Annotated in this window: 15 protein-coding genes and 1 tRNA gene; 4 read left to right on the forward strand and 12 right to left on the reverse strand. The window is 67.2% G+C overall.

Features of this window, described 5'->3' with window-relative positions; translation table 11 throughout:
* Window positions 1-13: 13 nt before the first annotated feature.
* From IFS44_RS05980 to IFS44_RS06005, 6 genes are all read right to left on the reverse strand, one after another.
* Entirely contained in the window at window positions 14-427 is a 414-nt protein-coding gene (locus IFS44_RS05980; protein ID WP_192097791.1) for a hypothetical protein, read from the reverse strand.
* 71 nt (window positions 428-498) lie between these two features.
* Window positions 499-1131 carry a response regulator transcription factor gene (locus IFS44_RS05985; RefSeq protein WP_192097792.1) on the reverse strand — a complete coding sequence of 211 codons (633 nt, stop codon included), beginning with the start codon at window positions 1129-1131 and terminating at the stop codon, window positions 499-501.
* Window positions 1124-2767 (reverse strand): PAS domain-containing sensor histidine kinase, encoded by a 1644-nt coding sequence (locus tag IFS44_RS05990; protein WP_244649946.1) that lies wholly within the window; start codon window positions 2765-2767, stop codon window positions 1124-1126. Before IFS44_RS05990 ends, IFS44_RS05985 begins: the two co-directional genes overlap by 8 nt.
* Window positions 2768-2858: 91 nt before the next feature.
* Window positions 2859-3434, reverse strand: coding sequence for a GNAT family N-acetyltransferase (locus IFS44_RS05995; RefSeq protein WP_192097793.1), 576 nt, complete (start codon window positions 3432-3434; stop codon window positions 2859-2861).
* 164 nt (window positions 3435-3598) lie between these two features.
* A tRNA-Glu gene (locus IFS44_RS06000) sits at window positions 3599-3673 on the reverse strand.
* Between the two features lie 113 nt (window positions 3674-3786).
* On the reverse strand, window positions 3787-5160 hold the full coding sequence (locus IFS44_RS06005) for a class II 3-deoxy-7-phosphoheptulonate synthase (RefSeq protein WP_031394637.1): 1374 nt from the start codon (window positions 5158-5160) through the stop codon (window positions 3787-3789).
* A 208-nt stretch (window positions 5161-5368) separates the two neighbouring features.
* Between IFS44_RS06005 and IFS44_RS06010 the strand changes: the two genes are divergently transcribed.
* Window positions 5369-5524, forward strand: coding sequence for a hypothetical protein (locus IFS44_RS06010; RefSeq protein ID WP_162235368.1), 156 nt, complete (start codon window positions 5369-5371; stop codon window positions 5522-5524).
* Window positions 5525-5561: 37 nt separating this feature from the next.
* Here IFS44_RS06010 and IFS44_RS06015 read toward each other — a convergent pair whose 3' ends face one another.
* Complete coding sequence (locus tag IFS44_RS06015) at window positions 5562-6500, reverse strand: D-2-hydroxyacid dehydrogenase (protein ID WP_192097794.1); 939 nt, start codon at window positions 6498-6500, stop codon at window positions 5562-5564.
* A 61-nt stretch (window positions 6501-6561) separates the two neighbouring features.
* On the reverse strand, window positions 6562-8028 hold the full coding sequence (gene cysS, locus IFS44_RS06020) for a cysteine--tRNA ligase (protein WP_192097795.1): 1467 nt from the start codon (window positions 8026-8028) through the stop codon (window positions 6562-6564).
* A gap of 186 nt (window positions 8029-8214) precedes the next feature.
* On the opposite strand from cysS, the gene rpsU reads away from it, so the two are divergent.
* Together rpsU and IFS44_RS06030 are read left to right on the forward strand one after the other, a co-directional pair.
* On the forward strand, window positions 8215-8421 hold the full coding sequence (rpsU, locus tag IFS44_RS06025; protein ID WP_031394635.1) for a 30S ribosomal protein S21: 207 nt from the start codon (window positions 8215-8217) through the stop codon (window positions 8419-8421).
* Between the two features lie 133 nt (window positions 8422-8554).
* Entirely contained in the window at window positions 8555-9124 is a 570-nt protein-coding gene (locus IFS44_RS06030; protein ID WP_031394634.1) for an FKBP-type peptidyl-prolyl cis-trans isomerase, read from the forward strand.
* Window positions 9125-9567: 443 nt separating this feature from the next.
* Here IFS44_RS06030 and IFS44_RS06035 read toward each other — a convergent pair whose 3' ends face one another.
* Both IFS44_RS06035 and IFS44_RS06040 read right to left on the reverse strand, forming a co-directional pair.
* Window positions 9568-9813: a hypothetical protein gene (locus IFS44_RS06035; RefSeq protein WP_031394633.1), complete on the reverse strand. Its 246-nt coding sequence runs from the start codon at window positions 9811-9813 to the stop codon at window positions 9568-9570.
* 169 nt (window positions 9814-9982) lie between these two features.
* On the reverse strand, window positions 9983-10783 hold the full coding sequence (locus IFS44_RS06040; protein WP_192097796.1) for a metallophosphoesterase family protein: 801 nt from the start codon (window positions 10781-10783) through the stop codon (window positions 9983-9985).
* A gap of 14 nt (window positions 10784-10797) precedes the next feature.
* Between IFS44_RS06040 and IFS44_RS06045 the strand changes: the two genes are divergently transcribed.
* Entirely contained in the window at window positions 10798-11952 is a 1155-nt protein-coding gene (locus IFS44_RS06045) for a M48 family metallopeptidase (protein WP_206757813.1), read from the forward strand.
* Here the strand turns inward: IFS44_RS06045 and wecC are convergent.
* Window positions 11949-13244, reverse strand: a complete 1296-nt coding sequence (wecC, locus tag IFS44_RS06050) for a UDP-N-acetyl-D-mannosamine dehydrogenase (protein WP_192097798.1) — start codon at window positions 13242-13244, stop codon at window positions 11949-11951. The two genes, IFS44_RS06045 and wecC, sit on opposite strands and share 4 nt — an antisense overlap.
* A gap of 12 nt (window positions 13245-13256) precedes the next feature.
* Window positions 13257-14408, reverse strand: a complete 1152-nt coding sequence (gene wecB / locus IFS44_RS06055; RefSeq protein ID WP_192097799.1) for a non-hydrolyzing UDP-N-acetylglucosamine 2-epimerase — start codon at window positions 14406-14408, stop codon at window positions 13257-13259.
* Window positions 14409-14477 lie beyond the last annotated feature (69 nt).

The raw sequence follows: 14477 nt of genomic DNA on the forward strand, positions 1-14477 counted from the left end.
CCGCGCGGCGTCCTTACCCGGCGAGCGTCAGCATGGCGGCCGCGATCGCCGCGAGCAGCGCACCGTCGGTGGTCGCGCGGTCGAGGATCCGGTCACCCTGACGGTCTGCCGCGGCGAGCAGGTCCGGCGACGGCACCCGCTCATGGATCAGGATCGCCCGGCCAGCCCAGCCCAGGCCCCGCATCGCGGCAAGCGCCGCCACCCCGTCGTCATCCTGCCCCGCGAGCCGAGGATCGGAAAGATCGAGGATGATGCACGCATGCTCGCGCGGTGCCGGATCGGACACCAGGGCTGCACAGCTTGCATAGGACCGTACCCGGTAGCGTTCGGACAGCAGCAGGATCTGCCGCGCACGGCGTCGCGCGGGATTGCCGTCGACCAGCGAGATGCCCGGGCTGGTAGGCAGAAACGGGGCCGGTGGGGTCATCGTCGATCCTTGTCGGATCTTCGATGACAGGACCCGCGGACCCGGTCTGTACGTAAAACACGGGGGGGCGCTCAGGCCGGGTCGGCAGGTTCCCCCAGACCCGCGGCAAAGGCGATGCGCAGCACGTCCGACAGGCTGCGCGCCATCAGCTTTTCCATCAGATTGGCGCGGTGGACCTCGACCGTCCGCGTCGCGATGTCGAGATCGAACGCGATCAGCTTGTTCGGCCGGCCCAGGACCATCCCGTCCAGCACGTGGCGCTCGCGCGGGGTCAGCGCCGCGAGCAGGACGCGGGCCTCGGCCGCGGCAAGCTGGTCGCGACCGATCCGCGCGGCCTTGGCGAGCGCGGTCTCGATCGCCGCGAGCAGCGTCGCGCGCTCGAACGGCTTTTCCAGAAACTCGATCGCCCCCGCCTTGATCGCGCGCACGGCGAGCGCGACGTCGCCGTGTCCGGTCAGCATGATCACGGGCAGGGCTATGCCGCGCTGTGCCAGCGTCGCCTGGACCTCGAGCCCGTCGATATCGGGCATCCGCACGTCGAGCAGGACACAGCCATGGGCTTCGCGCGTGACGTGCTTCAGGAACTGCGTGCCCGACACATGCGTCTCGACCGCATAGCCCGCCTTGCGCAGCAGGAAGCCGACCGACTGGCGGATCGCGGGATCGTCGTCGACGACGTGCACGACGTGGCTGGTCTCATCCATCGGCAACATCCTGTGTGGCGAGCGGTATCGTGAAGTGGAAGGCGGTACCGGCGGGGCATGTCGGTTCGACCCAGATCCGGCCGCCATGCGCCTCGACGATCGTCCGACAGATCGACAGGCCAAGGCCCATGCCGTCGCTCTTGGTGGTGGCGAACGCGTCGAACAGGCGCTCGCGGATCGCCGGATCGATGCCCGCACCGGTATCGGCCACGCTGATCCGCACCCAGCCTTCGCGATCCGCCAGCGTTGCGATCGTCAGCCGCTTGTGAGGCGCGCAGGCCATTGACTGGATGGCGTTGCGGATCAGGTTGACCAGGACCTGCTGGATCTGGATGCGGTCGACCCGCACCAGATCGGCGCCCTGGCGGATATCGGTGGTGACCGTGATCCCCGCCTCGTGCGCGCCCAGCAGCCCCAGGCTGATCGCCTCCTCGACAAGCGCGGCGAGCGGTTCGACGCGAAGCGCGGTGTCGCCGCCCTCGACGAACGCGCGCAGCCGCCGGACGATCGTGCCGGCGCGCAGCGACTGGGCCGCCGCAAGTTCGAGCGCCTCGGCGATCTCCGCCAGCAGCGGTGACGGCGCGTCGCCGATCATGTCCCGCGTCGCCTCCAGATAATTGACGATCGCGGTCAGCGGCTGGTTGATCTCATGCGCGAGCGTCGATGCCATCGTGCCCATCGCGCTGACCCGCGAGACGTGGACCAGCTCGGCCTGCAGCTCCTTCAGCCGGCGCTCGGTCACCTGGCGCTGGCTGATGTCGCGGATGAAGCCGGTGAAGATCCGCTCGCCCGCGATCGACGCCTCGCCGACCGCGAGCTCGATCGGAAAGACCTCGCCATTCTTGCGCAGCCCGTGTTCTAGCCGGACATTGCCGATGACATGCCGCACCCCGGTCCGCCGGTAGGTGTGCAGATGCGCGTCATGCGCGGCGGCATTCGCGGGCGGCATGAGCATCGCGACGTTGCGGCCGATCACCTCGTCCGTCTCATAGCCGAAGACGAGCGCGGCGGCGGCGCTGAACGATACGATGACGCCGTGTTCGTTCATCACGATCATCGCATCGGGAACGGTGTTCAGGATCGAGCGCAGATGATGTTCGCGGCGCAGGATCGCGGCCTCCGCCGCCTTTTCGTCGGTGATGTCGCGGATCACCTTGCCAAAGCCGCGCAGCGCGCCCGCATCGTCGTGCAGCGCGGTGATCGTCACGCTCGCCAGAAACTCCGATCCGTCCTTGCGGACCCGCCAGCTTTCCTCCTCGATCCGGCCACCGGCATGCGCGCGCTCGAGATCTGCGCGCGGCTTGCCTGCCGCGACGTCTTCGGCCGGGTAGAAGATCGCGGCATCGCGGCCGATGATCTCGGCCTCGGTCCATCCCTTGATCCGCTCGGCGCCCCGGTTCCAGATCGTTACACGCCCCTGCGGGTCGAGCATGTAGATCGCATAGGTCGTCGCCGCGTCGATCAGCAGGCCGAGTTCCTCCGCGAGCACGGCGGGACGTCCGGCAGCCGCGTCGCCCATGTCGGACGGATGCGCGATCATGCGGGCGAGGCGGCCGGTCGGGCTGGGCGCGTGCGGTTCATCGGGCTCTGGGCCTTGTCCGGCGGTCGGGTCCGATACGCCGGCGGCCAAGATCATGGTCGCCGGTACGGAACCGGCCTGGATGATAGACCAGAACCGCCGCACCGGCCACCGCCGGCCGATCGCGTGCCTCTGTGACCAGAACGGGTCAGGCAGGCGGCGATGCCAGCGTCAGTCGCAGGATCATCGCGGAGGGATCGCCAGGGCAGGGGGCGGCCGTCCAGCCGCGCTCGCGCTCCATGTCGATCGCCTGGTGATTGTCGCGGCTCTCGATCGATTCGAGCGTGCGGAGGCCCTTGGCCCGCGCGAACATCGCGACGTGATCGAGCAGGACCCAGCTGATCCCGCGCCGCTTGAAATCGCTGCGGATCGCAACCGCGACCTCCGCGCGCATGCCGTCGTCATCGCCGACCAGCATCGCGGTCGCGAGGATTTTGCCGCTGCCGATCTCGCAGGCAAGGAAATGCTCGCTATGCTCGTGATCGACGCGCAGCAGCGCGAGCAGCTGCTCGTGCCCGACATGGTCGATCGCGCTGAGGAAGCGGAAGCGCAGGTCCTCCTTGCCGACATGCGTGAAGAAGTCAGCCAGCGCCGCTTCGTCGTCCGGCCTGATCGGGCGGACGTGAAACGCGTAGCCGGTCCGGGTCGTCAGATCCGCGCTCCAGTCGGTGGCCGGCGCGGGGAGGGCATCTGGCGAGTCGGTGTTGCGGGCGGCATCGGCCATGCTGGCATCCTTCCACGGGGTGCACGCCCTCGAAAATGAGGACGGCCCCGGGTAGCGCCCGCTCGCCCGTCGCTACACCGTCGGGAAACACGTAGCGACACGGTCACCGCACACGACGAACGGCGCGATCCGATAGAAACCAGCGATGTCGGAATGGGTAGACTTGGTGACCCCTACGAGAATCGAACTCGTGCTTACGCCGTGAGAGGGCGTCGTCCTAACCGCTAGACGAAGGGGCCGTGTAGTCGAGCCGCGCTCCTACGGAAGCGGGGCGCGGGCGTCAAGGCGGTGCGGCGGCAAAATCGCGCGAGGTGCACGTTTTGCCGCCGGATCGCCTTGGCGGTCGTCGTCGTCAGGCGGCGACCTTCTTGCGCTCGGCCATTTCGGCATTGAGCATTTCGGCCAGAAGAAACGCCATCTCAAGGCTTTGGCTGGCGTTCAGACGCGGATCGCAATGCGTGTGATACCGGTCCGCCAGGCTCTGCTCGGTGACGTCGACCGCGCCGCCGGTGCATTCGGTGACGTTCTGCCCGGTCATCTCGATATGGATGCCGCCGGCATGCGTGCCCTCGGCGCGGTGCACCGCGAAGAAGCCGCGGACCTCGGCAAGGATGCGCTCGAACGGGCGGGTCTTGTAGCCATTGGCCGCCTTGACGACGTTGCCGTGCATCGGGTCGCACGACCAGACGACGGGATGCCCCGCGCGGGTCACCGCACGGACGAGCTTGGGCAGCGCGGCCTCGATCGAATCATAGCCATAGCGCGTGATCAGCGTCATCCGGCCCGGGACGCGCGCAGGATTGAGCGTATCGAGCATCCGCAGCAGCGCGTCCGGCTCGAGGCTCGGACCGCATTTGATGCCGATCGGATTGCCGATGCCGCGCAGATATTCGACATGGCTCGACCCCTCGAATCGCGTCCGGTCGCCGATCCACAGGAAATGCGCGCTCGTGTCGTACCAGTCGCCGGTCAGCGAATCCTGCCGGGTCAGCGCCTGCTCATATTGCAGCAGCAACGCTTCGTGGCTGGTGTAGAAATTGGTCTGGGCGAGCTGCGGCACCGTTTCCGGATCGATCCCGCAGGCCGCCATGAACTCGAGCGCCTCGCCGATCCGGTCCGCGGTCTCGGCATATTTCTTCGACCAGGGGCTGCGGCCCATGAAGTCGTGCGTCCAGCGATGCACCTGATGCAGGTTGGCATACCCGCCCTGCGCGAAGGCGCGGAGCAGGTTGAGCGTCGCCGCCGACTGCGAATAGGCGCGGATCATCCGCTGCGGATCGGGGGCGCGCGACTCGGCGGTGAAGGCGATGTCGTTGACGTTGTCGCCGCGATAGCTCGGCAGCTCGACGCCACCGATCGTCTCGGTATTGGCCGAGCGCGGCTTGGCGAACTGGCCCGCCATCCGGCCGAGCTTCACGACCGGCAGCTTGGAGGCGAAGGTCAGCACGACCGCCATCTGCAGGATGACGCGGAAGGTATCGCGGATGTTGTTCGCGCTGTGCTCGGCAAAGCTCTCGGCGCAGTCGCCGCCCTGGAGCAGGAACGCCTTGCCCGCTGCAACCTCGGCGAGGCTCGCGGTCAGGTTGCGCGCCTCGCCGGCGAAGACGAGCGGCGGAAACGTCGCAAGCTGTGCGGTCGCGGCGTCGAGCGCGCCGGCGTCGGGATACGAGGGGAGCTGGCGGGCTTCGTGCGTGGTCCAGCTGTCGGGGGCCCAGTTCGCGGCCATAATTGTTCGTCCGATTGGTGAATTCGAGGCGCGGCCATGCGCCGAATCGGCTTTTGGCGCAATCAAGTAAAGCTTGCAGGCGGACGAGTACCGAGCCCAGGGCTTGGCTGATCGCAGCGATCCGGTCGGTTAGGGGTTGCCCAAGATTGTAGAGAAAGCGCTTCTCAATGTCGGGCAGGTTTGGCACAGGGCGACGATGGATCTTCCCTTGCGAATTATCATTGCATTTTCGATCGTTGGCGTCGGTGTCGCGATCGGCGTGCCCGTCCTGATCATGATGATGAAGCGCCGCCGTCGCGACAAGCGCCGCCGTCGCGGGATCAAGGACTATAACAGCCCGAACAACGGCACCGCGCGCAGCTGATCGTGCGACCGCCGGTGCCTGCCACCGACGCTATCGTTCAATAGCCCGCGCCGAGATCGGCGACGTTCCGCATAGCAGACCCCGCGCGGTACGCCTCGAGATTCTCGAGGAACAGCGCCGCCCCGCGCTGGAACATCCTCGTCTGGCTGCGACCCGACAGATGCATCGTCAGGATCGTGTTCGGCGCGGACCATAAGGGGTGATCGGCCGGCAACGGTTCGGGGTGCGTCGGATCGAGGAACGCCCCGCCAATCTGTCCCGAACGCAACGCGGCGAGCAACGCCTTGTCGTCGATCATGTCGCCGCGCGCGATGTTGATCAGCCATGCGCTGTCCTTCATCGCGGCAAGCTCGCCGCTGCCGATCAGCGTCTTGGTCGCATCGGTCGAGGGCGCGGCAAGCACCACCCAGTCGAACTCCCCGAGACGGGTGCGCCAGGCATCGGGCGTGAGGGTCCCGTCGCGCCCGGTCCGGGTCACGCCGGTCACGTCGACGCCGAAGGCCGCGAGCCGATCACCGATCATCGCGCCGATCGTGCCATAGCCGATGACCAGCGCACGCGTGTCGGCCAGTTCGATCTTGCCCGGCGCGTCCTTCAGCCAGACATGATCGTCCTGCGCGCGGAGGACGGTGTCGAAGCGCTTGGCGGCGACGAGTATCCCCATCACCGCATATTCCGCGACCGCGACGGCGTTGATGCCCGCGCCGTTGGTCAGGATCACTCCTCGGTCGCGGAGCAAAGCGAGCGGGAAGGCGTCGAGCCCCGCATAGATGGTCGACACCCATTTCAGCTGCGGCCCGGCGGCGCGAATCGCGTCCGCCACCAGGTGAGTCGGCTGCATGTCGACCCAGGCGATGTCCGCATCGGCGATCGCCGCATTCGCCTCACTGGGCGTTGCAAACCATTCGACGTCGAGATCGGACGGCAGATGCGGTTCGAGCAGCGGGCGGGCGGCGGCGGGGAGGACGGCTTTCATCCCCGCCTCTGTACCGCGCTTCGGGTGCGACGCCAAAGCGCGGAGTCGTCTCCGCCGCTGATCAGCCGATCCGCCAGTCCCAGCCGAGCGGATCACCGTCCATCACCTCGACCCCGGCGCTGGCGAGGTCGTCGCGGATCGCGTCCGACCGGGGGAAGTCCTTGGCGGCCCGCGCGGCGCGGCGCTCGGCAAGGCGTTCGTCGACGGCTGTTGCATCGAGCGTGGCCGAGGCCGGACGAACGCGCAGATCCTCGCGGCGCAGGGCTGCAAGATCGAGTCCCAGAACCGCATCGAAATCGGCCAGCGCGGCGAGTCGGTCCGCGGGCGACAGCCGCTTGTCCGCGAGCAGTTCGTCGAGGACCGGCAAGGCGCGCGGCGTCGCAAGGTCGTCGCAGACCGCGATGTCGAGTCGGTCGCGGTAGCCGGCGAGCAGCGCGCGGACGGTGTCGGCCGCGGGTTTGGCGGGATCGCTTGCCGAATTGCCTGGGGCCGCACGGTCGCGCAACGCCTGCACGGTGAGCGCCAGCCGCTTCAGCCGGGTCGTCGCGGCCGCCAGATTGTCCCAGGAGAATTCGAGCTCGCTGCGATACTGCGCCTGAAGGCACATCAGTCGATAGGCGAGCGGGTGGAAACCGCGATCGACGAGCGTCTGGAGCGTTGTGAACCCGCCGCCGGATTTCGACATCTTTCCCGAGCGTTCGACGAGAAAGTTGTTGTGCATCCAGAGGTTCGCCCCGGTCTCCGCACACCCGCAACGCGCCTGATTCTGTGCAATCTCGTTCGGGTGGTGGATCTCCCGGTGGTCGATCCCGCCGGTGTGGATGTCGAACTGCGGGCCCAGATATTTCTGGCTCATCACCGAGCATTCGAGATGCCAGCCAGGCGCACCGCGTCCCCAGGGCGACTCCCATTCCATCTGTCGCATCTCGCCGGGGGCCGATGTCCGCCAGATCGCGAAATCCTGCGGGTGGCGCTTGCCGGCGACCGGATCGATCCGGCTCTCGCCGGCATCGTCGTTCGACCGGGCAAGCCGGCCATAGTCCGGGACCGTGCTGGTATCAAAATACAGGCCGTCCTCAAGCAGGTAGCAATGCTCCGGCGCGATGGCCTCGGCAAAGGCGATCATCTCCGCGATATGGTCGGTCGCGAGCGGGAAGCGCGTCGGCGTGCGGATGTGGAGGTCGATCAGGTTGCGTTTGAAGGCTTCGGTGTAATGTCTTGCGATCGCCCAGATATCCTGCCCGCTGGCGCGCGCGGCGGCCTCCATCTTGTCGTCGCCCGCATCGGCATCCGAGGTCAGGTGGCCGACATCGGTGATGTTGACGATGTGCGTGAGGCCAAAGCCCTTCCACGTCAGCGTCCGCGACAGCGTGTCGGTAAAGACATAGGCGCGCAGATTGCCGATATGCGCATAGTTGTAGACGGTCGGTCCGCAGGAATAGAGCCCGACATTGGCGGGCTCGATCGGCGCAAACGGCTCGAGGCGGCGCGTCAGGCTGTTATACAGGGTCAGGGCGTGCGTGGTCATGCGCGGCTCTTAGCGCTGGCTTGGCAGGCCCGCAAACCGCCTCCCGACGTGAACCCCGACACTGACCGGGCGGGTTTGGCTTGAAACAGCGGGCACACGCTGTTAGGGGCTCCCGTTCATGCGGCGCGGACTTGTTCGCGACGGCACTATCCATTCGTATCTATTCGACCGGAGCTTAACGGGTTTATGCAAATCATCGTCCGCGACAACAACGTCGACCAGGCCCTTCGCGCGCTCAAGAAGAAGCTGCAGCGTGAAGGCGTGTATCGCGAGATGAAGTTGCGCCGCCACTACGAGAAGCCGTCGGAAAAGCGCGCTCGCGAGCGTGCGGCTGCGATCCGTCGTTCGCGCAAGCTCGAGCGCAAGCGCGCCGAGCGCGACGGCGCACGCTAAGCTTCGCCTGCAGTAGGAACCCTCGGCTGCAGGTGCAGCCAGGGTTTTGGGGGCCGCGTCACCGCGGCTCCGATTACGAATTCTACGGCACGCGCGGCGCTCCGGCGTGACCAGATGACCCGGGGTTTGTCCGATGTCGACCGTCACCGCCGTTCCGCTGCAGCCGACCAAGCGCAGCTATCTCATCTATCTGTGGCTGGGTATCGCGCTCGCGCTGATCGGCGCCGTTGCGCTCGCGCGCCAGGGTGACGATCCGCTGACCCGCAACGGGCGCGCCAAGGGCGTCGTCACGACCGCGTCGGGCCTCCAGTACAAGATTCTGACGCCGGGCAAGCCCGGTGCCGCCAAGCCGACCGATGCCGATGTCGCGCTGGTGAATTACGAGGGCAAGCTCCTCAACGGCACCACCTTCGACAAGTCGCAGCAGCCTACGCCGCTGCCCGTCACGGGCGTCGTTCCGGGCTTCTCCGAAGCGCTCAAGCTGATGCCCAAGGGCGGCAAGTACCGTTTCTGGCTGAAGCCCTCGCTCGGCTATGGCGACAAGGCCAGCGGACCGATCCCAGCCAACTCGACGCTCGTGTTCGACGTCGAACTGCTCGACTTCCTGCCGCAGAGCGTCGTCCAGCAGATGCAGGCGCAGCAGCAGATGCAGATGCAGCAGGGTGCGCCGGGCGCCGGCGGCGCGGTACCGCAGCCGCGCTGATCGCCTCGTCGGGCGGTGCGCCGCCCGACTCGCCGAACTCGGCATCATGATACAGGGCCGTCTGCGACTGATCGTCGCGGGCGGCCTTGTTATGTCAGCGTAATGCGGATCATGCAGGGTTCGGCCGGTGCGCCCGGTGACGCCTCGGGTCATTTCGCGCCCGCATGCCTTGGCCAAGGGTGGGCGCGCCGCGTCAGGGGTCAAACACCATCCGGCATTACAGCGGCATGGCGGATCATGCTCGACTGCCGGAATTCGTGTGCAGGCCTCAGTCCCGCAGATCGTCGCAATCTATCGTCGATCCCGGTGGCACGCGGTGGCTTGCGCAGCGGTGCGAGGCGGGGAGGGACGCTGGAGTTTCGCCATACCCGCCCCGGGCCCATCTGCAGCAGGCAAAAAAATAGCGGCCCGAAGACCGCTATTTTCCAGAACTGAGCCTAGGCTTAGTTGCTGTCGCTGTCGTCGTCGTTATCGGCAACGATAACGATGCCGCCGACAACGGCTGCTGCTGCGAGGACTGCAACGATAACGCCGCCGCCTGCAACCTTGTTCTTCTTTGCGGTAACCGAACCGGCGCGAGCCGACTTCGAAACCGAAAGGCTTGCTGCCGAATTAACCGGTGCTGCCATGGCCGGAGCAACTGCCATCGTGGCTGCTGCTGCGGTCAGGAGATACTTCCCAAGACGCATGATGAACTCCCTTTGTGCTCGTCGCGTAGGTCTTTGGCACGAAACCTGACCTTGCGCAACCGAGGTAACTGAAACGGTACGGAAGAGTTCCATACTGTTGCGAGCGGGCAACATGCCCTGATCGCCCTGGGGGTATACCCTATTGTAGTAAGACGAGAAGGCATAGTTTTCAGGATACGAGAGAATTTTCCGACGAGCCGGGGCGGGGTGCCGTCTGCAACGTCCATGTGCGATCGCCCTCGATCCCTAGCGCAGTCAGCCGACCGGTCGCATAGGCGCCCGTATCTATGCCGATACGATGCGCCATCGTCTGGACCTCTTCGATCACCGTGTGGCCATGGACGATCATCTTGTCGAGCGGGCTGCGATGATCGAGAAACGGATCGCGAATCCAGCGCAGATCCGAACCGCGCTGGTCCTCAAGCGGCGTTCCCGGACGGACGCCCGCATGCACGAACGCATAGTCGCCGATCGTGATCAGATCCTCGAAGCCCGCCAGGAACGTGCGATGCGCCTCGGGCACCAGCTGCGCGAGACGTTGCACCAGCTCCTCGTAATCGAGCCGCTCATATTCCGCCGCATCCATGCCATAGCTCAGCACCGTCTCGCGACCGCCAATCCGGCAGAACAGCCGCAGCGCCTTGGGCTCGCCGTCAAGCGCGCCGAGGAAGATCTCCTCGTGATTGCCCTGCAGGAACCGCACGTCGGCGCGCGTCGCGGCATAGCCGATCAGCCGATCGATCACCGCGGCCGAGCCCGGACCCCGATCGACGATATCGCCGAGGAAGATGACCGTCGTCTCCGCCGCGCCGCGCGCCGCATCGTCCGCGTCGATCTGCGCGATCAGGTCGTCGAGCAGATCGGCACAGCCATGGATGTCGCCGACCGCATAGACGCGTCGGCCTTCGGGGATCGAGCAGGACCGGCCCGCGGATCGCGGGGCCTTGGACCGAAAGAATCTTGAAATCATAAAGTCTATATCCGTTGGCACCGCACATAGAGGCTCGGGCGCGCCGTCGCAACGCGGCGCGGTTCGTCGACTCCTGCGCGAGGGTGGATGGCGTACGGCTGAAAGCCGTCTATCAGGGCCGCATGTCGATCGTCATGCGTATCCTGCCCGCAGTCCTGCTAAGCGCAGGTGCGGCCTCCGCGGTTCCGCCGCTGCCCGTCTCCCTCGCCGGCGCCGCTCCGGCTGCGGCACCCGCGGAGGCCCCACCCCGGGCATTCTTCGAAGCACTGCGCGCCGCGGATCTGCGGCTTGCGACGATCGGATACCGGCTGACCTCCGCCAATGCGGCTTTGTGCGACCGGCTGCAGCCGCAGATCGGCATGCCGATCCATGCGCTCAACCAATATAGTGCGGAGGCCAGGCCGAATGCGATCGGCGTATTCGGGTTCGAAACGCGGCTGGCGGTCGAGGCGGTGGTCGCCAACGGGCCGGCCGCGCGCGCAGGCGTCCGGTCGGGAGATTCGATCCAACTGCTCGCGGGCAAGCGGCAACCCGGGATCGGTGCCGCCGACGCCGCGGAAACCCCCGCCGACCGCGACGCCGCCGAGGCCCTGATCGCAGCGCAGCCGCCGGGCGCGCCGATCGCGATGACGGTCCTGCGCGACGGGCGCGCGATCAGCGTCTCGATCCCCGCCGTGGCGGGCTGCCGCTCGCGATTCGAGATCCTGCTCGGCAGCGGCCTCGATGCGAGCGCGGACGGTGCGGTCGTCCAGATCGGCGAGAAATATTTCGAAGGCTATAGCGACGCGGAGGTCGCAGTGATCGTCGCGCACGAACTGGCGCACAACATCCTGCGCCACCGCGACCGGCTCGACGCGGCCAAGATCAGCCGCGGGCTGATGGCGGAACTCGGCCGCAACGGCCGGCTGATCCGCCAGACCGAGGACGAGGCGGATCGGCTCAGCGTCTATCTGCTCGCCAATGCCGGCTATGATCCGCGCTCGGCCCCGCAATTCTGGCGCGAGAAGGGGGGCACGATCGACGGCGGTCTGTTCCGCAGCCGCACCCACGCCTCGTCCAAGGCGCGGGCGACCGCGCTCGACGCCGTCGTCCAGGACATTGCCCGCCGCCCCGAACGGCCGATCCTGCCCGCCGACGTCCTCGCGCTGCGGACCCAGCCGCTCCGCTAGCCGGCCAGTCGCGCCGCCGGCTGCGCCGGGCCGCGCGGCTGGTCGGGCCAGATCCCGCGCGTATCGAGCACCGTCTTCTCGCTGCGCTCCTCGAGCGGGATCGAGCGGAAGACGTCGTGATCGACCAGCACGACCATGATCGGGCAGGTCTCGATCGCGGTGTCGACGTCGATCAGGGTCGCGCCGGTGCCGTCGAACGCCGGTGGCAGCGCCGCGGCATAGGGCTCGACGATCCGGACCCGGTCCCCGAAGCGATTCGCCACCGCCAGCGCGACCTTCATCGCCGGGCTCTCGCGGAAATCGTCGATATTGGCCTTGAACGCGAGGCCCAGGCACGCGACCGGCGCGGTCGGATCCGCCGCGATCATCGCGGCGACCTGCGCAATGACGTGATCGGTCTTGCCGTCATTCACCTCGCGCGCGGTGCGGATCAGCGGCGTCTGGTCGGGTGCTGCATGGACGAGAAACCAGGGGTCGACCGCGATGCAATGCCCGCCGACACCGGGTCCGGGCTGCAGGATGTTGACGCGCGGGTGGCGATTGGCGAGCCGGATCACCTCCCAAACATCGACGTTCATCGTGTCGGCGATCAGCGACAGCTCGTTGGCGAACGCGATGTTGACGTCGCGAAACGCATTCTCGGTCAGCTTCGTCATTTCCGCGGCGCGCGCGGTCGTCGTGACGCACGCGCCGCGCACGAACCGGCGGTAGAAGGTCAGCGCCTTGCGCGCACAGCGCGGCGTGATCCCGCCGATGACGCGGTCATTGTCGATCAGCTCGACCAGGATGCGTCCCGGCAGCACGCGTTCGGGGCAATAGGCGATCGCGATATCGGCCTGGTCCCGGGTCCGCCCGGGCACGCGCAGATCGGGGCGCAAGGTCGCCAGCAGGTCGCGGACCTTCTCGGTCGTCCCGACGGGGGAGGTCGATTCGAGGATGACGGTATCGCCGGGCTTCAGCACCGGCGCGATCGTCGTCGCGGCCCCCAGGACATAGCTGATGTCGGGCGCATGCGCGGCGTCGAACGGGGTCGGCACCGCGATCACGAAGACGTCGGCGGGCTCGACCGTCATCGCCGCGCGCAGCGTGCCGCGCGCGACCACGCCCGAGACCAGACCGTCGAGATCGACCTCCTCGATATGCACGCGCCCCGAATTGATCGTCTCGACGACGCGTTCGGTCACGTCGACGCCGAGCACGCGCGCGCCGGTCCGCGCGATGATCGCCGCGGTGGGCAGGCCGATATAGCCAAGCCCCATGACGACGACGTTCAGTTCAGTATCGGAAAGCATGACGGATGATCCTCAACGATGGGCCGGTGCGCTGGCGACCGCCTGGGCCATGGTCTGGGCGATGGTCTCGGCGATCCGGGCTGCGGCGTGGCCGTCGCCGAACGGATTGTGCGCGCGCGCCATCGCGGAATAGGCTGCTTTGTCGTCGAGCAGCGTGAAGATTTCGGAAACGATGCGGTCCTCCGACGTCCCGACCAGCCTTGCGGTACCCGCCTCGACGCCCTCGGGGCGCTCGGTCGTCTCGCGCATCACCAGCACCGGCTTGCCGAGCGCGGGCGCTTCCTCCTGCACGCCGCCCGAATCGGTCAGGACGATCTCGGCAAGCCCCAGCGCGCGGACGAAGCTCGGGTAATCGAGCGGCGCGATCCGCGCGATATCGGGCTGGTCGCCGAGGATCCGGTCCATCACCGCGACGACATTCGGATTGGGATGCACGGGAAAGACCACCGCGACGTCATCGCGCGCCGCGATCCGCGCGATCGCCCGCGCGATCTCGGCCATCGCGTCGCCGAAATTCTCGCGCCGGTGCGTCGTGACGAGGATGATCCGCTTGCCCGCACAGTCCGCCACGACCGGGTCGAGCGCGGCGCCGAGCGCCGGATCCGCCGCCACCCGCGCATGGGTCCAGTGCAGCGCGTCGATCACCGTGTTGCCCGTGACGTGGATCGTCGAGGGGGCGATATTCTCGCGCAGCAACGCGTCCGCCGCAGTCTGGGTCGGCGCGAAGTGCAAGGCGGCGATCGGCGCGACGATCCGCCGGTTCACTTCCTCGGGCCAGGGATGATGGATGTCGCCCGAGCGCAGCCCGGCCTCGACATGCGCGACCGGGACCTTGCGGTAATAGGCGGCGAGCGCGCCGGTCATTGCAGTGGCGGTGTCGCCCTGGACGACGATCATGTCGGGCTGCTCGGCGTCCATCACCTCGCCCAGCCCGACCAGCAGCCGCGCGGTCAGCCGATCGAGCGTCTGCCCCGGCTCCATCAGGTCGAGATCGATATCGGGGGACAGCCCCGCGATCGCGAGCACCTGGTCGAGCAGTCCGCGATGCTGTGCGGTCACGCAGGTCCTGACGACCAGCCCCGGCTGCGTCTGCAACGCCCGGATGACCGGGAAGAGTTTGATCGCTTCGGGGCGCGTCCCGAAGATGACGAGTATTTTTGACATGGAACCCGCCTACACCCCACGTCTTTAATGACGCGCTAACCGCCGCAGTTGATTTGCCGAGTCCGTTCG

The organism is Sphingomonas sp. CFBP 13706 (assembly GCF_014842355.1).
Classification (GTDB): domain Bacteria; phylum Pseudomonadota; class Alphaproteobacteria; order Sphingomonadales; family Sphingomonadaceae; genus Sphingomonas; species Sphingomonas aerolata.